The following is a 20,628-nucleotide window of genomic DNA, read 5'->3' on the forward strand; positions in this document are numbered from 1 at the left end:
TGATCCTCCTTATATGGAACGTAACTATGTCTAAACGGCATTTCTCATTTCATCACAATTAATAAATTTATTCACCATAATCTATAATAATGATTATAACGGAAAATCTTACCTCATGTCAGCTAAACTCTGTTGCTATCAAAAATAACTCTATGGTATGCTTTTATGTAAGAAATGAGGGAATACAAATGCAGGAACGACAAGGAATTATTGTTTACGTCCACCAATTAAAACATGCTAAAAGTTTAAGAAAATACGGACATGTACATTATATTTCACGAAAATTAAAATATGTTTTAATTTATTGTAATCGGGATGAAATAGAGTCAACAATAAATAAAATACAACGCCTTCCTTTTGTGAAAGACGTTGTTGAATCGTATCGCCCGTTCTTAAAAACTGAATTTGAAAATGCAAAACCAGATAAGGCAAAAGAGTATGATTATAAAATAGGTTTATAAGAAGTTGAAATTATTGTTTTGGTGGAATAAAGTGATTCATTCGTAAGATTCCGATTAAATGTTGATAATATAAAGTTGTTTCGGAATAGAAAGAAGAATGTTTAACTTCCATTGGAATAGCTTTTTTACCAATCTCTTGTAATGCATTTTCAAAAATCGTAAGTCTTTGGGAAGGTTTTTCTGGATTATAAGGAATACCTTCACGACATATGTAAATAGGCATAAACTTACCTTCCCCTGCTGCTTTAAACGTAACGGCAATTGAAGCTACTTGTTTATCCCCTATATTCGAAATGAAAATAAATGCATTATGGAATCTTTTTTCGTTTGTTTTGACGAGCTCACAAAGTTCAAAAACATCTCCATAACCTTGTCCAAGTTCTATAAATTGTTGTATCAAAATTTCACACATCCTTTCTACACAATAGTATCATGATGCAGGAGGTAAGGCACATGAAATATGCTTTAAGTTTCTTTACAGTACTTATTTTAGTCATAAGTGGCATGCTCTTTTTCCAATATCAAGTATATTCAGATAAAGTCGAGACGCGTGAGGATCATTTCACTTATACACAAGAAATCGAAATTACATATCGAAATGATAGCTTAGACATTCGTCACCATTTTAAAAATTTGCCAAATCAAGTGATTGATATTCAGTGGCCAAAACTAGCAGTAAATCCTGATTGTTTTATAGAAGCAGAAAATACTTGTAAACGCTTAAGCGAGGATAAAACTAAGTTTGAAATCGGAGACAACCATAGTCAGTCGTTGTCTTATATCATACCATTAAATAATGGTATAAAATCTAACCAATTATTAAAGGATATATTTGTTTCCTTAAAACTTGGCGAAGTTTCTTATTCAACTGTACATATTTCAACGGAAAAAGATGTTAAAGGACAATGGATAACTGGTTTACCTGAAGTTGGTCAACAAACATTATCCCTTGTAAACTATTCAATGTTCGGTGGAAAAGGCCCTGTTTCTGAATTGTATTATAATGCAAATAATTTAATTCAACAGGATCCAATTGATAATGTTTCAATTTACTCTAAAAAACCACTAACTAAAGATTTTACTACTAAGTTAAAGGAATTGAATTTTTTAAACGAGAACCATATTGTGCTTGTGGAAGGGGAGAATGTTTCAAAACTTCAAGGTAAACGAATTTTATTTTTGAAGAATTTTACAACGAATGTTTTATATCGTCAAGTAATTCTTTCACAAGTAAAAGCGCAATTTAAATTTAATGAAAGCCCAATTTGGTTATATGAAACGGTGGCGTCATTTTTAGCTGGTACTACAATAGGTGGAGAGAAATCGACAGAAATTGTAAATACACTAACACATCAAATGACAGACACACAATTAGCAAACTGGCTTCAAAGATTAAACGATTTAAAAGGTAAAGAAATATCCACAAAAATATTAGATGAAGCGTTATCTGAAGTATTTGGTATCCATACTAATTATCTAAGTATGAACGAATCTACGAATGAAGTTTTTCCATTCTTATTTAATGATAATCGAGAAATTTTAGTAAATTCACATTTGCAAAAAGATATTAATGTGATTTTTAAAGATGGTCAGATTTTGTATTCTGCTGATGCTTTATTAAAACATTTAGGTTACGAGGCAAGTAACGGCGAGAATGGTTATTATGTTCATAGCAAAGAACGTAATTTCCGATTCCCTGAAAATCATGGTTTCTATGTTTATAACGAAAGAAGATACAATACAGTATCCAATCCTATCGTTCGAGTTGCAGGAATTAACTACATAGAAGAAACATGGTTGCAAAAATTATTTACAGTAGAAATAATGAAAAAAGATGATTCAATAACAATAAAAACTACTACAACACAACAATAGAAGGTTTGGTGATGACATGAGAGTTGTAGCAGGTGAAAGAAAAGGTATGCCTTTAAAAGCAATCACTGGTACTACTACAAGACCAACAACAGATAAAGTAAAAGAATCGATATTTAACATAATTGGTCCTTTTTTTGAAGGTGGAATTGTATTAGACCTTTTTGCTGGTAGCGGTGGATTAGGGATTGAAACATTAAGTAGAGGTGCAAGTCGCGGAATTTTTGTTGAAAAGGATGGACGTGCATACCAAACTTTATTGGAAAATATTAAAAAATGCCGTTATGAAGAGATTGTTGAAACGTATAAAACCGATGCCAACCGAGCTGTTAAAGGCTTACTTAAAAGAGATATACAAATTAATTACTTGTTTATGGATCCGCCATACGCCAAAGTTGAATATTACGACCTCATTTTAACTTTAATAGAGGCGAATAAGTTAACAGATGATGCTATTATCGTTTGTGAACATGCGAAAGAAGTTGACTTACCTAAAGAATACGGTGAATTTACTTTAACTAGACAAGAAAATTACGGGGGAACAATTATCTCTATATATCGCAAAATATATGGATAAAGGAAGAGGGAGAAACTTTTGTCAGACAAAATTGCAGTAGTACCAGGGAGTTTTGATCCAATCACTAACGGTCATTTAGATATTATTAAAAGAGCTGCAGATGTATTTGATATTGTCTATGTAGCTGTTCTTAATAATTCTTCAAAAACACCACTATTTTCAATAGACGAAAGAATAGAGTTAATTCAAAGTGTAACGAAGGATATTCCAAATCTTCGTATTGAAAGTTCTTCAGGTTTACTTATTGATTATGCTCGTTCTAAAAATGCGAAAGCGATTGTTCGTGGGTTAAGAGCGATTTCTGACTTTGAATATGAGATGCAAATTACTTCCATGAACCGTTTTTTAGATGAATCTATCGAAACGTTCTTTATTATGACAAAAAATCAACATTCATTCTTAAGTTCAAGTATTGTGAAAGAAGTAGCCCGATACGGTGGAGCTGTCACTGGCCTTGTTCCAACCTTAGTCGAAGAAGCGCTTCAAAAAAAATTTATGAATAAATAAAAAAATGGACAAAATCATAAAATGTGATTTTGTCCATTTTTTTAAATGAAAATTAAATAGTATAATAATGGAATTAGCAAGGCGTAAAATAATCGCATTATTGTGTACGGCTTTAGCGAAAGTTGTTCACTTTTTGCAATAACAGCAACTTGCATATGAATACTTAAACTTTGAGTTGTTAAGAAGAGGGCTAGGATAACTGGTAATAGTGATGGTTGTCCAATAAATAATTCATTACCAATTTTTAAGCCGTTTGTCATTTCAAGCATTGCTGCTATTGTGAGCATAATCCCATTATGTATTTCTGGAAAAAAGCTTTTCAATGAATGAATGACAACTGTATAAATTGTTGTAAAGAAAATAATTGTCGATCCCACAACTAAAACAGTAGGGATGCTATCTTTAATGCTACTAGTAAATGGGTTTGGTTGTTTAGTAGATTTGACTTCTGTAAAGGTTAGCGATTCATTCTGTCCTTGTCCAAAATAAAAATAAAAACATCCAAGGATGATTAGTGAAAAAACATGGTATAGGATTAAATACTGCCAACTAAATGTCGTATCATTTAATAAATCATTTCCAACAAATCCAAGTACGAATAGAGGGCTTGGACTATGACAAATACTTAAGAGGATGTTCGCTTCTTTTAAGGAGATTTGTTTGCTTTTTTTCAAATACGTAATAGTAGCTGCTCCTGTAGGAAAGCCTCCTAATGCGCTAATTCCATATGTTTTTAAATATAATTGAAATCGTGATAAAGAGTTGTTCGTATTAGGTGTTAAACGTATAAACCATTGGGTCAGAATTAAATAAGGCAATAAATATGGAAATAATGCCTCCATAAATAAATCAATGCCCAAATCTGTACCTTGATGGGCTACTCCAGGGAATAGCAACAATAAACAAATTAAAGTGATACAAATTAATAAATATACTAGTGGAATAAGCATCATCTCTTTTCAAATTTTTGTTTTCCAAATCCTCTAATGCTAAACTAATATATGCGATAATTTAAATTTTTAGTCTATTAATTTGTTACATCTGGAGGTGCAATAAATATTGAAAAAGGCACTATTCACTGTAGTGATTCCGTTATTGATTGTATTTTTCTTAGCTTTTTATAAACTCGACTATTATATTATGAAACCTGGTAGTGCCTATGATGTTAGCCAGTTTGTAACCGTTGATGGAGGAGATCAAGACGACAGCGGATCTCTTAGCCTCATGACAGTTGCAATGGCTCCAGCAACACCTCTTACCTTTGTGATTGCGTATTTTCGAGAGTTTGAAGAAATAATGGAAATGGAAGAAGTTCGTCAAGAAGAAGAAGATGAAGAAGAATATAGTGTTAGACAATTTAAGCTCATGACCGATTCCCAATTTAATGCTCTTTTCGTTGCGTTTAAGAAAGCGAATTTACCTTATACAATTGAATACAATGGAATCACAATATTAAACGTACTATCAGGTGGGGCAGCAGATGGTAAGTTACGACCTGGTGATGAAATTGTAGAGATAGATGGCAAATTAATTAATCGAGCTGAAGAATTAACTAAAATCTTAAGTAAGAAAACCCTTAATGAAGAAGTAAAACTAGTCATAAATCGAAATGAAGAATTATTAGATAAAACACTTACTTTAAAAGAAATACCGGGAGAAGAACACAACCGGGTTGGAATTGGGATTACATATTCAGAAAGTAAGTCTATTAAAACAGACCCTTTAGTGAATGTGAATGCAGAAAATATTGGTGGCCCATCAGCTGGCTTAATGTTTACACTAGAAATTTTAAATCAATTACTTGATGAAGATTTATCTAAAGGATATAACATTGCAGGCACAGGAGAGATGCATGAAGATGGAACGGTTGGTAGAATTGGCGGGATTGAAAAGAAAGTAGTCGCTGCCCATGAAGATGGAATGGAAATCTTTTTTGCCCCAGATGATGAAATAACAGAGAATATGAAAAAGTTGAATCCAAATATAAAAACAAACTATGAGGCTGCTGTTGAAACGGCCAAAAAAATAAAAACGGATATGCAAATTGTCCCTGTAAAAAATATTGATGATGCTCTTAACTATTTACGAAACTTATCACCAAAAGAAACAAAATAAGCTTCAAAAAAGCGAGCTAGTGAACAGAATTTAGTTCACTAACTCGCTTTTAGTTTATATCTAATAGGAGCCTTATCTATAAGCGAATAGGCGGTGTTTGGTAATCTCCATTAGGTTCATGCTGACTAATTAAACTTAAACCTTGTGCGTACATTTCTGTTGCGCGGAGGTCCAATTGTAACATAGGGTCTTTTGTTGAGGCAACTCGACTTATTAAAGGTAATTTAAAGCTCTTTTTGTTTTCAGATAAATATTTTTGGCCAGCACTGGTCATACCTAATAAGCGAATATAAGATGGTTTTGAAAATTGGTGTAAGGTCTCTTTTGTAATACCAGTATAAATATGTGTAATCATGCGTTGTAGCCTTGTCCATGTATAACGCTTTGATTTTAAGTTTGTCATGAATTGAGAGAATGAAGTACTCTTTCTAGCCGCTTTAATTAGCGCATGTTCGATACCTTCTGTAACATCTGCATATTGAGTAAGCTGTTCAGGAGTATTTCGTAAAATGGCATATCGTAATAAAGGCCATAATGTATCCCAATTAATAAATTGATTATGTGTTTTACACCATGCATTTAATTGAGTAAACGTGGTTGTTGGTACGAATTTTTTTATTTCATCTAAATTTAAAGTTTCAAATAGTGATTTTCGTATACCTGTAGCGCTAGCGATGGATAAATCAGTATTAATTAAATCATGATAACCTGCTTGTATTCGTTGTATCGTTACAGGTTTTATAGTTAAGTTCAATCGATCAGCTGCTTCAATATAATGATAACCCAGTATATTATTCGGTTGTGCCAAGTCAATATAGTCGTTCTCTTCTAGCTTTTTTAGTTTTTCGTATGCCATATATAAACTTTGGGGATAACTAAGCCCAGTTGATACAAATTGTTTGATAAGGGCGTTATATTCCTCGTTTTGTTTTTTTAATAATGAATGGGTATTTAAGAAAGGCTGAATAGTCCCTTGCTCACTGCCAAATGCAAAGGATTCACATTGTATGGCGTCTAAAAGTTGTGTAGCTCCCTCTGCAAAGTGAGTAGCGTTTCCCGTTGAAAAAACGTATGGAAGTTCAATAACGATGTCAATTCCACTAGAGAGTGCCATTTTAGCGCGGTGCCATTTATCAACTAATGCGGGTTCTCCGCGTTGTAAAAATTGTCCACTCATTACGGCAATAGCAATGTCTGCACCTGTCTCATTTTTTGATTCAGTAATATGGTAATGATGTCCATTGTGAAATGGATTATATTCTACGATTACACCAACTGCTTTCATTGATACACCCCATAGGTTTAAATGTTATTTTTGATATCTTTATTGGGTAACGAAATTATAGCATAATCTACCCATATGTTTTGTAACACAATACTTATACTGTCACATTTCAAAGTGAATCGTATCGGTGAAATTTTTGCTCAAAAGATGTTCTATTTATAAAAATTATAATGTTTAATTAGTATAGTGACAAGAAAATATCTTGACATCTAAAAATACACATTATATAATCAACATTGTTGTCTCGAGGTGATTAATGAATGAAGTGGTCAATTCATCAATTATCGAAGTATCGCCAAAATGGGATGCCGATAGATGCAGAAGTACAATTGGATGATGTAAAGAAACGAAATAAAGATATTCGTCATATTTCACCTGTTCATGTTAAAGGACACTGTACTTTCGGTGCATCACAAATGACTTGTCAGTTTACGCTGACGGCAACATTAACACTTCCTTGTGCCCGCACATGGGAAGATGTTGAATATCCAATTAAAGTCGATGCAGTTGAAATTTTCAGCTGGATAGATCCTGAACTTCGTGGTAATGACGATGAAGAAGATATTCATTATATTGATGGAGAAGTAATCGACTTAAAACCAGTTTTAGAAGAGCTTGTGCTTTTAGAAATTCCGATGCAAGTATTTAAAGAAAATACTGAAGGACAAGTACAAGGTGGAAAAGGCTGGAGTTATTCAACAGAAGAAGATGTTGCACGTCAAAACGAAAATGACGAACCAAAAGTGGATCCAAGACTTGCTGCTTTAGCAAAGTATTTTGATCAAACAGATGAATAGATAATCTGTAAGGAGGTGCCAATAATGGCTGTACCATTTAGAAGAACTTCTAAAACTGCAAAAAGAAAGCGTCGTACGCATTTCAAATTATCTGTACCTGGTATGGTAGCTTGCCCAAACTGTGGAGAAGCAACTTTAGCTCACCACGTATGTAAAGCATGTGGACACTACAAAGGTAAAGAAGTAGTTAGTAAATAATTCAGTATTTACTAGTTGAGGCTATTAGAGAGGCCATGGCTCTCTAATAGCCTTTTATTATTTTTTAAAGGAAAATTTTTTCAGGTCACTTGTCAAATATAAATAAGTCCTTTACTATTTAAATCAAGATAGTTCATTATGTTAAAATAGCAATCATAAAGGGGATGTTTAGATTGGCTTATAAAATTTCTAATAAAGATGGGGTACTTACATTTACAATTGATCGGGAAGAAAAAAGAAATGCTGTAAATGACGAGGTAATGGAAGGCTTAAAAGAAGTTATTACTTACATAAAAGAGCATGAAAATGTACGTTTTTTAGTTGTTACAGGTGCAGGTGAAAAAGCTTTTTGTTCAGGTGGGGATTTATCAGAGTTTCATAGTTTACATACGGAAGAACAAGCATTTGGCATGTTGAGTAAGATGGGAAACATTCTATATGATTTAGCAACGCTTCGTGTACCAACAATTGCTTTAATTAATGGAGCAGCAGTTGGTGGTGGTTGCGAAATTGCTACAGCTTGTGATTTTAGATTAGTGGCATCTCATGCTAAATGTGGTTTTATTCAAGGTACTTTAGCTATAACAAGTGGCTGGGGCGGAGGAACTTATCTTTTTGAAAGAGGTTTACGACACGACCGTGCATTAAAAATGTTAGTTGATGCAAAAGTATATGATGCACAACTTTTACATGAAATTGGTTGGGCTATGCGCGTTTTTGAAGGCTCTAAAGAACAAGCTCTAGAAGAATTTATTGCTAATATGAGAAAAATTCATCCATCTGTTCATCAAGCATATAAAGAAATTGAATTACGTAAATGGAAAGAAAGAAATATCTATGATCGTGTAATGGAAGAAATAAGACTATGTGCAAAACTATGGGAAAGCGATGCACATAACGAAGCTGTACAAGCTTTCTTAAATAAATCCAATTCTAAATAATTTGAACTGATTAACGTCTCTATATGAGGCGTTTTTTTTATTAGTAGAGTTCTGTAAAAGATTTACTTATAAATCTAACGAATGCTTCTTGTTTGCTGTTTTACTTTGTAATGATACTAATTTTTATAGTTATTTGTGAAAATTACTTTTATTTTTTTAAAGCTAGAAAGAACTTTATTAGTCACAACTTACTTTTTCTATTGAATGCTTCTATTTATTCTATTTGACAGCATATAGTAGTAAAAAATGTGAGGTGATAATCATGGATGGAAAAAGACGTAAAGATCAATGGACAGCCGAAGACGATGAAAAATTAGCAGAAATCGTTATTCAAGCTGTTCAAAATGGAAAAACCCAATTAGAAGCTTTTGCAGAAGCGGCAACCGTATTAAATCGTACTAAACAAGCATGTGGTTTTCGTTGGAATAAAACTTTGCGTCAGCAATATGGCCAAATGTTAAATAGTGTTAGGAAACGTCCAAAGCAATTAATGAGAAGTCATTTAAAACTAGCATTAAATAGCTTTGATGAATTAACAGAAGCTTACAATGAGTTAGAAATTAAATATAGAGAGTTACAAACAGAACATGAAAAAATCTTAAAATGGCTACAACAAGGGTCAAGTTTTTTTGAACACCAAAAATAAACAAAAATACTAAGAAATTAATTTTTTAAAGGGGAGTCATAGATGGCAGAATTACGATCCCAAATGGCCGGTACAGTATTTGAAGTATTAGTAAAAGAAGGTCAACAAGTAAGTAAGGGCCAAACGGTTATTATTATTGAATCTATGAAAATGGAAATTCCTTTTGAAGCAGAAGACGATGGTGTTGTAACGAAAGTACATGTTGCTGAAGGAGATTTCGTAAACGAAGATGATGTTTTAATCACTTTTTCATAATGGACATAGCCAATACAAAGAGGAGAGTATGGCATGAAACTCTATAACGAAAAATTATCGGAAAATATCGAAAAAATATTAGCTGGTGGATCGGAGAAATATCACAATCAATTAAAGGAGAAAAATAAATTATTTGTTCGAGATAGATTAAATCTCCTTTTTGATGATGGTGAATATGAAGAAGATGGTCGTTTTGCAAATTGTGTAGAGAAGGATTTGCCAGCAGATGGTGTAGTTTGTGCGATTGGGAAAATTGAAGGTCAAACAGTGTGTGTTATGGCAAATGATTCGACTATCAAAGCAGGGTCTTGGGGAAAAAGAACGGTTGAAAAAATTATTCGTATCCAAGAAACCGCTGAAAAACTACAAGTTCCACTATTGTACTTAGTCGATTCTGCAGGTGCACGTATTACAGATCAACTAGAAATGTTTCCTGGAAGACGTGGTGCAGGTCGAATATTCCATAATCAAGTAAAATTAAGTGGAATGATTCCACAAATTTGTTTATTATTTGGCCCATCCGCGGCAGGGGGAGCATATATACCAGCGTTTTGTGATATCGTCATAATGGTTGAAAACAATGCATCGATGTATTTAGGGTCGCCTCGTATGGCTGAGAAAGTAATTGGCGAAAAAGTATCGTTAGAGGAAATGGGCGGCGCAAAAATGCATTGTACAATTAGTGGATGTGGAGATCTTTTAGTACAAACAGAGCAACAAGCAATAGAAAGTGCTAGAAAATACTTATCCTATTTTGGTGCGAACTTTAGTGAAAAGCCAAAGATAATAGAAAGTAAACCACCTGTTGCAGGGCGTACTTTGGAAGAAATCATTCCGGAAAATCAAAATGTACCTTTTGATATGTATGAATTAATCGATCAATTGATTGATGAGGATAGTTTTTTTGAAATAAAAAAATTATTTGCCCCAGAATTAATAACAGGACTTGCAAGAATATCTGGAAGAACAGTAGGCATAATTGCCAATCAACCGAAAGTAAAAGGTGGAGTATTATTCGTTGACTCCGCAGATAAAGCCGCAAAATTTATTCAATTATGTGATGCTTACTCCATCCCTTTATTGTTTTTAGCGGATGTTCCTGGTTTTATGATTGGAACAAAAGTAGAACGAGCGGGCATTATTCGACATGGTGCGAAATTTATATCAGCTATGAGCAGTGCAACGGTCCCGAAAATTTCTGTCATCGTCAGAAAAGCATATGGTGCAGGGTTATACGCGATGTGTGGTCCTGCATTTGAACCAGATGTATGTATTGCGTTACCAACAGCTCAAATTGCTGTTATGGGTCCAGAAGCAGCAGTAAATGCAGTCTATTCTAAAAAAATAGAGGAAATAAAAGATGTAAAAGAAAGAATGAAATTTGTAAAAGAAAAAATTGATGAGTATAAAGAAGAGATTGATATATATAAGCTAGCTTCAGAAATGGTGATAGATGATATTATTGCACCGTCCGAACTTCGTGAAACCTTAACAGATCGGTTACATTATTACTCAAGCAAACAAATTACATTCACTTATCGAAAACATCCGGTATTTCCAGTATAATATAAAGAAGTTAAAAACAGGGGCTGTCCAGTAAGTGGAACTTTACTGAACAGCCTTCTTCTCATACAGTAAATATTAAAGACAAAGCTTGGCTCTTGCGGTAGTAGAATAAATTATCACTATCCTCGTTATTAAGGGAGTGTCTCAAAATAAGTTTCAGACACTCCCTTTACTTTCATGTATAAAATAAGTGGGTGATTATATGAAGATTACAATTATTGGAGCAGGTTCTGTTGGAATGTTAGTTGCTAGTTTTCTATCGGAGTCTTTTCATGATATATCACTTATTGTTCGATCAAATGAACAAACAATAGCACTACATGAACATGGTTTAGTTCGGGAAAACTTGGATGGAACAATTAGTAAGACTAAAGTTAATATCAAATCTCATCTTACACCACTATCAGAAGATACGTTAATTATTGTGGCGGTAAAGTATAACCAATTACAAAATATTTATAAAATACTAGAAACACAACATAAAAACATTCCAATTTTATTTTTACAAAATGGTTTGGCTCATTACGAGGAAGCATTATGTTTACCGCAAGAAACGATTCTCTTTGGTTCTTGTCAATTTGGAGCGGAAAAAATCAATCAATATACGGTAGCTCATCGAGGAATTGGTGTGTTAAAACTTGCGATGGGAAGAGGGAAAGAAAAAATATTACATACCCTTTCTGAATTGAAAATACAAAATTTCCCTACTGAATATATAGAGAATGCAGAGCAAATGTTATTTGAAAAGGCATTACTGAATTGCTTTATTAATCCATTAACCACATTATTAATGGTGAAGAATGGGGAATTGGTAGAGAATGTTCACTCATTAAAATTACTAGAGGATCTTTATAACGAATTAATGGATGCCTTCCCAGAAGAAAGGGAACGTTTTCAGTTTGCAGATGTAAAAAAACTATGTATCCAAACCGCATCAAATACCTCTTCTATGTTAGCAGATCGAATACATAATCGTCAGACTGAAGTGAAAACAATTGTTGGTGCAGTTATTAAAAAGGCGCAGGTTAGGGGAAAATCTTTACCAATATTATCAACACTATATCATCTATTACTTGCGGTGGAGGAGAGCGGTGAGAAAATGTGAAAATATTATTCCAATACGTAATTAGTACCATCATTCTATTCCCAATTATTCTATTTTTTATATCATTTTTTATTTGCCGAAAAAGAAAAAAGAGTAAATCAAAATCATTTGGCTATTCGTCAGATGTAACAACTTTTGTACTCTTTTTTTCAGTCCCACTGTCAATTAAAAGTCTATGGGAAGTGAATTTGAGTATACTTATTATTAGTATTGCTATAATAATTGCAATTATATTTACATACATAGATTGGAGAACAAAAAAGGAAATAGAAGTATTGCCGTTATTTAAAAAGGTATGGCGCTTATTCTTTATCCTTTTAACTCTTTGTTATTTTATTGTCTGGATTGTAGGGCTAGTTCAAAGTATTATTAACTATGTCAATTAATAAGCATTTTCTTTTGAAGAAAGCTTTTTAAGCATTACAATAAATGAAGTGTATATAAAAATATTTTTTAAATAGAACATCTTTTGTGAACTGTTTATAAAAGTAGAGGAGATTTTTTATGAAACTGGAACAAATTGAAATACCAGTTACCAATCAATTATTAAATGATTATTGGTCACATTGGGAAAAGCTTAACTCCTTTTTTCAATACGAATATAACGATTATTCCTTTAAGAGTCGATACGAGTATTTAAAAAATAGACATTACAACAGTGTGGAATTAAGTAATGTTATTCGATCGTATATGGAGCCTTATGGTATTTCACAAAAACAAGAAGGAAATTTACAAAGTTTACATAATGGTGCAGTTGCAATAGTAGGTGGCCAACAAGCGGGAATTTTAACGGGTCCATTATATTCTGTTCACAAGGCGATATCTGTTATCTTGTTAGCAAAACAACAGAGTGAAAAATTAGGAGAAAAAGTTGTCCCACTTTTCTGGATTGCTGGAGAAGATCATGATATTGAGGAAATTAATCATACGTACACAATTGTGAACGAAACTCCAAAGAAAAAAGTGTATGACGTAAGATCTCGTAAAAAAACAATGGCATCTGCGACAGTTATACAAAAAGAACAATTAAAAGAGTTAATTGAAATAATTTTTGAACATTATGGTGAAACAGAGTATACAAATGATTTGTTGAATATGCTTCAAAAACATGTGGAACAAAGCTCAACGTTTACGCAATTCTTTACATATACAATGAATGAATTGTTTAAAAACGAAGGGTTATTAATGATTGATGCTGCGTTTACACCGTTTCGTAAATATGAATCATCATTTTTTGAGAAAATCATCAATCACAATGAAGAAATTGCAAAGCTAGTGGTTGAAAAAGAGGCACTATTAAATGCTGCTGGATATGGTAAGCCTATTAATGCAGGTATTGATAATGCTAACCTTTTTTATGTCCATGAGGGTGAACGATTTTTATTAGAGAGAAAGAATGGGCAATATCAAGATGCAAATGGATTATATAAATTTACAGAAAATCATTTGTTAGATATTGCATCAACTTCACCTGAATTTTTAAGTAATAACGTAGTGACTAGGCCATTAATGCAAGAAATGACAATCCCTGTTTTAGCATTTGTCGGTGGTCCAGGTGAGCTTGCATACTGGGCAACGTTAAAAGATGCTTTTCATTGCCTTGACTTACAAATGCCAATTTTAGCACCGAGGTTAAATATCACCATTGTAACAAGAAAAGTAGAGCAATTATTGTTAAACAACAATTTAACTATTCCTCAAATAATCAATGGAAAAGTAACTGAAATGAAAGAACAATTTATAGAGCATGTTCAAGATATTGATGCAAAAGAACAGATTGCAAAAATATATGAGATACTAGATGCTCAATATAAAGAACTGGGTTCGTATTTAAGTTCACAATCAATTAACTTAGATGTCATCATAGAAAAGAATAAACAATATCACCAAATGCAGTTACAATATTTAGGTAAAAAGATAGACCAAGAAGTTTTAATAAAACATGATAAAACACTTCGTCAATTTAATACCATTAATGCTGAAATTTATCCGAATGAAACATTGCAAGAACGAGTATATAACCCATTCCAATATATAAATATTTATGGTCCTACATTAATTAAAGAACTATGTGGATTACCAATGTCGATTTCGAACAACCATTTTGTAGTATATTTGTAATATAATTTTTATCATTTTCGAGTTATCTCAAATGAGATAACTCTTTTTTTGTGTCTATTAACTTAGGAGTAAAAACTTAAAAAAGTACTATTTACACAAATTATAAAAGTTTAATTACAATCTATTTAAAAGTGTGGAGGAAAGTGGGGGAATGTGGTACATTATTTATTAAAGTGGGGTGAGTAGCATGTTCATGGGGGAATATCAACATTCCGTTGATACAAAAGGACGTCTCATTATACCTTCAAAGTTCCGAGAATCATTAGGAAGTACATTCGTAATAACTCGTGGACTTGATAACTGTCTTTTTGGCTATCCTATGGATGAATGGCGAAAACTCGAAGAAAAATTAAAAGAACTGCCTATGACGAAAAAGGATGCTCGTGCATTTGCGAGGTTTTTCTTTTCAGGGGCAACAGAGGTTGAAATAGATAAACAAGGGCGAATTAATATCCCAGCTAGCCTGGCATCTTACGCAAAGCTTGAAAAGGAATGTGTGGTGTTAGGTGTTTCGAATAAAATTGAAATTTGGGCTAAAAGTGCTTGGGAATCTTATTTCAACGAAGCTGAAGAATCATTTAATGAAATTGCAGAAAATTTAATTGGATTTGACTTCTAGAAAACGCAAAAGGAGCAAGGTTTATGTTCGATCATACAACCGTATTACTGAAAGAAACTGTTGATGGATTGAACATCAATCCAAAAGGAATTTATGTTGATTGTACTTTAGGCGGGGCAGGACATAGTGAATATTTAGTTCAACAATTATCCTCAGAAGGTCGTTTAATTTGTTTCGACCAGGATATGACAGCTATAAACAATGCAAAAATACGCCTACAACCATACTTAGACAAAGTAACGTTCGTACATTCAAACTTCCGATATATAAAGCAAGAATTGCAGCAATTAAATATCCCAAAAATCGATGGCATTCTCTATGACCTAGGTGTTTCTTCACCACAACTGGATACCCCAGAGCGCGGATTTAGTTACCACCATGATGCACCTCTAGATATGCGTATGGATCAAACAGCAGACTTAACTGCTTATCATGTTGTAAATGAATGGTCCTATGAAGATTTAGTTCGTATCTTTTTCCGCTACGGTGAAGAAAAATTCTCAAAACAAGTTGCAAGAAAAATTGAAGAAGCAAGAAAACATGCTCCTATTGAAACGACTGGACAACTTGTTGAACTAATTAAAGAAGGAATTCCCGCACCCGCAAGACGTAAAGGGGGGCACCCAGCAAAAAGAATTTTCCAAGCAATACGCATTGCCGTTAATGATGAACTTGGTGCTGCTGAGGATTCATTAGTGGATGCAATCGAAATGTTAAAAGTTGGAGGACGCATAAGCGTTATTACTTTCCATTCATTAGAGGATCGTTTAACGAAGACAATTTTTAAAGAGGCATCCTCTCTTCCAGATTTACCACCTGGTTTACCAGTAGTTCCTGATGAATTTAAACCGGTTTTAAAGCTTGTATCGAAAAAACCGATTCTCCCTTCAGAAGAGGAACTTACATTAAATAATCGTTCAAGATCAGCAAAACTTAGAATTGCTGAGAAAATATTTGATAAAGGACGTGGGTAAATGGCAGTTCGTGTTAGACAACATTCATATATCCAGCAGCCTGTCGCACCACCACAGCAGCAGCCCTCTAAGAAACAAAAAGTTCAAAAATCCAAAAAAATAATTACACTAAAAGAAAGACTTTTATATATTGCTTTTGTCGTAGTTGTTGCTTTTCTAGCGGTTTCAATTTTACACAAACAAAGCACAATTCAACAAACAACATATGACATACAAAAAATTGAAAAACAAATTGCTGAGATAGAGAAACAAAATGTTGATTTAAAAGTTCAAGTTAGTGAATTATCAACGTATGAGCGAATTTGGGAAAAAGCAAAAGCACTCGGTTTAACTCTTAACGAGAACAATGTAAAGGTAGTGCCGGGAGAATGAGTAAAAAGAAATTTCGATTCCAATGGGGAGCCTTTCTAATGTTATTACTTTATGGAGGGCTCTTTTTTGCATTATTTATTCGTATTTTTTTCATTCAGGCAACAGGTGTAGTAGATGGTCAAAAATTAGAGGTGAAAGCTGCGGCTCTTTATGAGAAAGAAGCGGTATTATCGGCAGAACGTGGAAAGATTCTTGACCGTAATGGAAATATTATTGCGGAAGACACACTAAGTTATCGATTAATAGCAGTTGTAAACCCAAAAGCCACAACTAATCCTGAGGATCCAAAACACGTACAAGATCCAGATTATACGGCAAAAGTGCTATCTAAATACATTGCAATGGATGAATCTGAAATCTATAAAATTTTAACTAGAAAATTAAGTGATGGAAGGCAGCCGTACCAGGTTGAATTTGGAGTGGCGGGTCGTAGTATTAGTCATGAACTGATGAATGAAATTGATAAAGAGAAGCTTCCTGGAATTATATTTGCTAGTGATAAAAAACGTTATTATCCAAACGGTGCATTTGCTTCTCACTTAGTTGGTTTTGCACAAAAAGAAGAACAAGAAGATGGTTCTTATAAAACTGTGGGGAAAATGGGGCTAGAATCAATTTATAATAAAGAACTTACAGGTACAGATGGAAAAATGAAATACGAGAGTGATATTTTTGGATATCTATTACCGAATAGCGAAAAAATGATTCAGCCTGCTGTAGATGGAAGTAATATCTATTTAACTTTAGATAAAACAATTCAAAATTTTTTAGAAGAATCAATGTCTAAGGTTTATAAACAATATTCTCCCGAGTCCATGGTAGCTGTTGTAGCAAATCCAAAAACCGGAGAAATATTAGCAATGTCTCAACGACCAACCTTTGATCCGGACACACGTGAAGGTTTAGAAAATAACTGGTTAAATGATGTAATTGAAGATGTGATTGAGCCAGGTTCTACAATGAAGACCTTTACATTGGCTACAGCTATTGAAACCGGAAACTGGCATCCGAATGCTGAATTCCAATCAGGGAGCTACACAATCTTAGATAGAACAATTCGAGATCATAATAATGTCGGTTGGGGGAGAATTAGTTATTTACAAGGTTTCCAGCGATCAGCTAATACAGCGATGGCACATTTATTACAAATGATTGGCGATGAAACTTTTATCAATTATATGAAAAAGTTTGGTTTCGGTGAAAAAACAGGCATTGATTTACCTGGAGAAGCAACGGGAACATTATTAACAACGTACCCAATCAATCGTGTAACCACTTCCTTTGGTCAAGGGTCTACGGTAACACCGATTCAACTAGTACAAGCTATGACAGCTGTAGCAAACGATGGCAAGATGATGCAGCCATATGTAATTGATAGAATAGTAGATTCTGAAAATGAAAAAACAATAAAGAAACATGAACCAAAAACGAAAGGTCAGCCAATTTCAGCAGCAACCGCTAAGCAAGTTCGTGAAATATTAGCTTCAACGATTACTTCTGAAGTCGGTACTGCTCAAAGATTTAAAGTAGAGGGCTATGAGGTTGGAGGAAAAACTGGTACTGCACAAATTGCTAAACCAGGTGGCGGTTATTACTATGGAAAAAATAATTATTTATATTCTTTCTTAGGACTAGCGCCAATAGATGATCCTCAACTAATTGTTTATGTAGCAGTAAAGCGCCCAAAATTAGCACCAACAGAAGTTGGATCTGAACCAGTAGCGGCAATCTTTACATCTGTAGTACAAAATAGCTTGAAATATTTAAATATTAAACCGGAAGATGCTGCAAAAGTTCAAACAGTAGCGATGGGTGACTATATTGGGAAAAATTCAGATAGTATTCAAGTTGAATTACAGAATGAAGGATTAACGCCAATAATTATCGGTGAAGGTGGTACGATAACAGACCAGTATCCTGACAAAAATCTAGCGATTACTAAAGGTAGTTTAATATTTTTAAAGACAGATGGTGAGATATCCTTACCATCATTTGAAAACTGGTCATTACGAAATGTACTAGTATATAAAATGATGTCAGGGTTACCAATTGAAATTGTTGGGGATGGTTATGTAGAAAGTCAAAGCGTATCGGCAAATACGGTTGTTTACGATTCTTCTCCGATTGTAGTTAAACTTAAAACACCAAAAGAAATGTATACAGTTCCAGAAAAAGAAACAGAAGAGACTGAAGAAGAAGGCGAGATAATACCACAAGATTAATAAGGAAATAGAATAGATGTCCACTTCAAATCATACTTTGTTAAAAACGAGGTGTGAAGATAAAATGAAGTGGATTTCTACCATTTCAAAAAGTCGCTTGAAATTAATTATTTATGGGTTTATTCTTTTTGGGATTGCAGTTGTCATAAGGCTATTTTATGTACAGGTGATTCAGCACGATAAATTAACAGAATTAGCGAAAGAAAATTGGGATCGTGAAATTCCATTTGCAGCTGAACGTGGTGAAATTGTAGATAGGAATGGGAATGTATTGGTAACAAATAAACTTGCTCCAACCCTCTATTTTATGCCTGCACAAAATGATAATATTGAACTTGCTGCAAAACAGATTGCTTCAGTGTTAAAAATTGATGAAAAAAAACTTTTCGAAAAAATGAATACAAGGGATTATCTTGTGAAATTGGCACCTGAAGCAAAAAATATTACGTATGAACAAGCCGTCCAAATTCAAGGATTGAAAATAGATGGCCTATATACAGGAGTAGATTATGTTCGACATTATCCCTACGGCAACTTATTATCAAGATTTATTGGTTTTACAGGTTACGATACACAGGGACTAGCTGGTATTGAGTACCAATACGATAAATTACTAACTTCTAAAGATGCTGCTATTCGTCTTTTCACGGATGCAAAGGGTAATTCACTTCCACATGTGGACGATGAATGGCGAGAAGGAGATCAAGGTGCAACGGTAGAATTGACGATTGATTTAGATGTTCAACAGGTGGTAGAACGGGAATTAGCTCTGGCCATGGAAAAATATGATGCTGATCAAGCATTAGCAATTGCTATGAATGTCAATACTGGAGAAATATTAGCATTATCTTCTTACCCTACATATGACCCTTCGAATTTTGAAGATGTAGATTCTTCAATTTACAATCGAAACTTACCAGTATGGATGACATATGAGCCGGGGTCTACCTTTAAGATCATCACATTAAGTGCAGCTCTTGAAGAAGGGGTAGTGGATTTAGAAAAGGATACATTCCATGATAAAGGGTACACAATTGTAGAAGGAGCAAGACTTCGTTGTTGGAAACGAGAAGGTCATGGTACTGAAACGTTTTTACAAGTTGTAGAGAATTCATGTAACCCAGGATTTATTGAATTAGGTCAACGTGTAGGACCAACAAAGCTTCAACAATATATTAGAAACTTTGGATTTGGTGAACCAACAGGATCAAATATTGCTGGAGAAGCTTCGGGGATTTTATTCTCAAAAGAAGCATACGGCCCTGTTGAACATGCAACCACATCCTTTGGTCAAGGGATTTCTGTAACACCAATACAGCAAGTACAGGCAGTCGCTGCGGCTGTAAATGGTGGGAAATTATATACTCCATATGTTGTTTCAAAAGTTTATGATTCGGAAACTGGTAAAGTTTTAGTGGAGAATAAACCGGAACTAAAGCGTACTGTAATTAGCGAGGAAACTTCTAAAAAGGTACGAGAAGCATTGGAATCCGTTGTAGCGAATGGTTCTGGACGTGCTGCTTTCCGTGATGGTTTACGAATTGGTGGTAAGACAGGTACTGCACAAAAAGTAGAAAACGGCCGCTACAAAGATGGTGATTACATTGTATCCTTTATTGGATTTGCACCTGCCGATAATCCGGAAGTAGTCGTTTATGTTGCTGTTGATAACCCTAAAGGATCTTTAATTTTTGGTAGTACGATTGCAGCTCCAATTGTTGGACAAATTATTGAAGATATTGCTCCTAAAATTGGGTTAGAAGTAAATCGGGAAGGTCAACTTGAAAAACAATATCGATGGGGAGATCCGATAACTGAACGAGTACCAAATTTAATTGGATATGAAAAAAAGGACATTATGAAATTACAATATCCATTTAAAATTGAGATACATGGTGATGGAAATGTCGTTACTGCCCAGTTACCTGAGCCTGAAAACATCCTTGAACAAGATGGTACAATTCATTTGTATTTAGATAATAACTAGTTCATTTA

Annotated in this window: 22 protein-coding genes; 19 read left to right on the top strand and 3 right to left on the bottom strand. The window is 33.8% G+C overall.

All coding sequences use genetic code 11. From position 1 onward, the window contains the following. The first annotated feature begins 188 nt into the window (after nucleotides 1-188). On the top strand, nucleotides 189-461 hold the full coding sequence (locus D8M03_RS01310) for a YlbG family protein (RefSeq protein WP_121212878.1): 273 nt from the start codon (nucleotides 189-191) through the stop codon (nucleotides 459-461). Nucleotides 462-471: 10 nt separating this feature from the next. Here D8M03_RS01310 and D8M03_RS01315 read toward each other — a convergent pair whose 3' ends face one another. Next, nucleotides 472-861, bottom strand: a complete 390-nt coding sequence (locus D8M03_RS01315) for a DUF7147 family protein (protein WP_121212879.1) — start codon at nucleotides 859-861, stop codon at nucleotides 472-474. 53 nt (nucleotides 862-914) lie between these two features. On the opposite strand from D8M03_RS01315, the gene D8M03_RS01320 reads away from it, so the two are divergent. From D8M03_RS01320 to coaD, 3 genes are read left to right on the top strand one after another with little or no spacing between them, the layout of a single operon-like run. Then, nucleotides 915-2,336, top strand: coding sequence for an RNA polymerase II (locus tag D8M03_RS01320; RefSeq protein ID WP_121212880.1), 1,422 nt, complete (start codon nucleotides 915-917; stop codon nucleotides 2,334-2,336). A gap of 16 nt (nucleotides 2,337-2,352) precedes the next feature. Beyond that, nucleotides 2,353-2,910 carry a 16S rRNA (guanine(966)-N(2))-methyltransferase RsmD gene (rsmD, locus tag D8M03_RS01325; protein WP_121212881.1) on the top strand — a complete coding sequence of 186 codons (558 nt, stop codon included), beginning with the start codon at nucleotides 2,353-2,355 and terminating at the stop codon, nucleotides 2,908-2,910. A gap of 18 nt (nucleotides 2,911-2,928) precedes the next feature. After that, a complete protein-coding gene (gene coaD / locus D8M03_RS01330; protein WP_121212882.1) occupies nucleotides 2,929-3,417 on the top strand; it encodes a pantetheine-phosphate adenylyltransferase in 489 nt (162 codons plus the stop codon). 41 nt (nucleotides 3,418-3,458) lie between these two features. Here coaD and D8M03_RS01335 read toward each other — a convergent pair whose 3' ends face one another. Then, nucleotides 3,459-4,367 (bottom strand): hypothetical protein, encoded by a 909-nt coding sequence (locus tag D8M03_RS01335; RefSeq protein ID WP_245987395.1) that lies wholly within the window; start codon nucleotides 4,365-4,367, stop codon nucleotides 3,459-3,461. A gap of 109 nt (nucleotides 4,368-4,476) precedes the next feature. Between D8M03_RS01335 and D8M03_RS01340 the strand changes: the two genes are divergently transcribed. Beyond that, nucleotides 4,477-5,532 (top strand): SepM family pheromone-processing serine protease, encoded by a 1,056-nt coding sequence (locus D8M03_RS01340; RefSeq protein ID WP_245987397.1) that lies wholly within the window; start codon nucleotides 4,477-4,479, stop codon nucleotides 5,530-5,532. Nucleotides 5,533-5,608: 76 nt separating this feature from the next. On the opposite strand, the gene D8M03_RS01345 is transcribed toward D8M03_RS01340, so the two are convergent. Next, nucleotides 5,609-6,817: a nucleotidyltransferase gene (locus D8M03_RS01345; RefSeq protein ID WP_121212883.1), complete on the bottom strand. Its 1,209-nt coding sequence runs from the start codon at nucleotides 6,815-6,817 to the stop codon at nucleotides 5,609-5,611. A gap of 260 nt (nucleotides 6,818-7,077) precedes the next feature. On the opposite strand from D8M03_RS01345, the gene D8M03_RS01350 reads away from it, so the two are divergent. The 14 genes from D8M03_RS01350 to D8M03_RS01415 all read left to right on the top strand — a co-directional run bounded on the left by D8M03_RS01350 (nucleotide 7,078) and on the right by D8M03_RS01415 (nucleotide 20,620). After that, a complete protein-coding gene (locus D8M03_RS01350; RefSeq protein ID WP_121212884.1) occupies nucleotides 7,078-7,614 on the top strand; it encodes a YceD family protein in 537 nt (178 codons plus the stop codon). 24 nt (nucleotides 7,615-7,638) lie between these two features. Next, entirely contained in the window at nucleotides 7,639-7,812 is a 174-nt protein-coding gene (gene rpmF / locus D8M03_RS01355; protein ID WP_036202717.1) for a 50S ribosomal protein L32, read from the top strand. A gap of 173 nt (nucleotides 7,813-7,985) precedes the next feature. Continuing rightward, nucleotides 7,986-8,753 carry an enoyl-CoA hydratase/isomerase family protein gene (locus D8M03_RS01360; RefSeq protein ID WP_121212885.1) on the top strand — a complete coding sequence of 256 codons (768 nt, stop codon included), beginning with the start codon at nucleotides 7,986-7,988 and terminating at the stop codon, nucleotides 8,751-8,753. A gap of 262 nt (nucleotides 8,754-9,015) precedes the next feature. Beyond that, nucleotides 9,016-9,399 (top strand): transcriptional regulator, encoded by a 384-nt coding sequence (locus D8M03_RS01365; protein ID WP_121212886.1) that lies wholly within the window; start codon nucleotides 9,016-9,018, stop codon nucleotides 9,397-9,399. A gap of 42 nt (nucleotides 9,400-9,441) precedes the next feature. Next, on the top strand, nucleotides 9,442-9,654 hold the full coding sequence (locus D8M03_RS01370; protein WP_121212887.1) for an acetyl-CoA carboxylase biotin carboxyl carrier protein subunit: 213 nt from the start codon (nucleotides 9,442-9,444) through the stop codon (nucleotides 9,652-9,654). 33 nt (nucleotides 9,655-9,687) lie between these two features. Beyond that, nucleotides 9,688-11,220: an acyl-CoA carboxylase subunit beta gene (locus D8M03_RS01375; RefSeq protein ID WP_121212888.1), complete on the top strand. Its 1,533-nt coding sequence runs from the start codon at nucleotides 9,688-9,690 to the stop codon at nucleotides 11,218-11,220. A gap of 202 nt (nucleotides 11,221-11,422) precedes the next feature. Beyond that, nucleotides 11,423-12,325 carry a ketopantoate reductase family protein gene (locus tag D8M03_RS01380; protein WP_121212889.1) on the top strand — a complete coding sequence of 301 codons (903 nt, stop codon included), beginning with the start codon at nucleotides 11,423-11,425 and terminating at the stop codon, nucleotides 12,323-12,325. Beyond that, entirely contained in the window at nucleotides 12,322-12,711 is a 390-nt protein-coding gene (locus tag D8M03_RS01385; protein WP_121212890.1) for a DUF3397 family protein, read from the top strand. Before D8M03_RS01380 ends, D8M03_RS01385 begins: the two co-directional genes overlap by 4 nt. 118 nt (nucleotides 12,712-12,829) lie before the next feature. Further along, nucleotides 12,830-14,446: a bacillithiol biosynthesis cysteine-adding enzyme BshC gene (gene bshC, locus D8M03_RS01390; protein WP_121212891.1), complete on the top strand. Its 1,617-nt coding sequence runs from the start codon at nucleotides 12,830-12,832 to the stop codon at nucleotides 14,444-14,446. A gap of 187 nt (nucleotides 14,447-14,633) precedes the next feature. Continuing rightward, complete coding sequence (gene mraZ, locus D8M03_RS01395) at nucleotides 14,634-15,065, top strand: division/cell wall cluster transcriptional repressor MraZ (protein ID WP_121212892.1); 432 nt, start codon at nucleotides 14,634-14,636, stop codon at nucleotides 15,063-15,065. A gap of 23 nt (nucleotides 15,066-15,088) precedes the next feature. Further along, entirely contained in the window at nucleotides 15,089-16,039 is a 951-nt protein-coding gene (gene rsmH / locus D8M03_RS01400) for a 16S rRNA (cytosine(1402)-N(4))-methyltransferase RsmH (protein ID WP_121212893.1), read from the top strand. Further along, nucleotides 16,040-16,411 carry a cell division protein FtsL gene (gene ftsL, locus D8M03_RS01405; RefSeq protein WP_121212894.1) on the top strand — a complete coding sequence of 124 codons (372 nt, stop codon included), beginning with the start codon at nucleotides 16,040-16,042 and terminating at the stop codon, nucleotides 16,409-16,411. Beyond that, nucleotides 16,408-18,633, top strand: a complete 2,226-nt coding sequence (locus D8M03_RS01410; RefSeq protein WP_211330846.1) for a penicillin-binding protein — start codon at nucleotides 16,408-16,410, stop codon at nucleotides 18,631-18,633. The genes ftsL and D8M03_RS01410 overlap by 4 nt, the downstream gene beginning before the upstream one ends. 64 nt (nucleotides 18,634-18,697) lie before the next feature. Then, a complete protein-coding gene (locus D8M03_RS01415) occupies nucleotides 18,698-20,620 on the top strand; it encodes a stage V sporulation protein D (RefSeq protein WP_121212895.1) in 1,923 nt (640 codons plus the stop codon). Nucleotides 20,621-20,628 lie beyond the last annotated feature (8 nt).

The sequence above is a fragment of the Ureibacillus endophyticus genome (assembly GCF_003628435.1).
Classification (GTDB): domain Bacteria; phylum Bacillota; class Bacilli; order Bacillales_A; family Planococcaceae; genus Ureibacillus; species Ureibacillus endophyticus.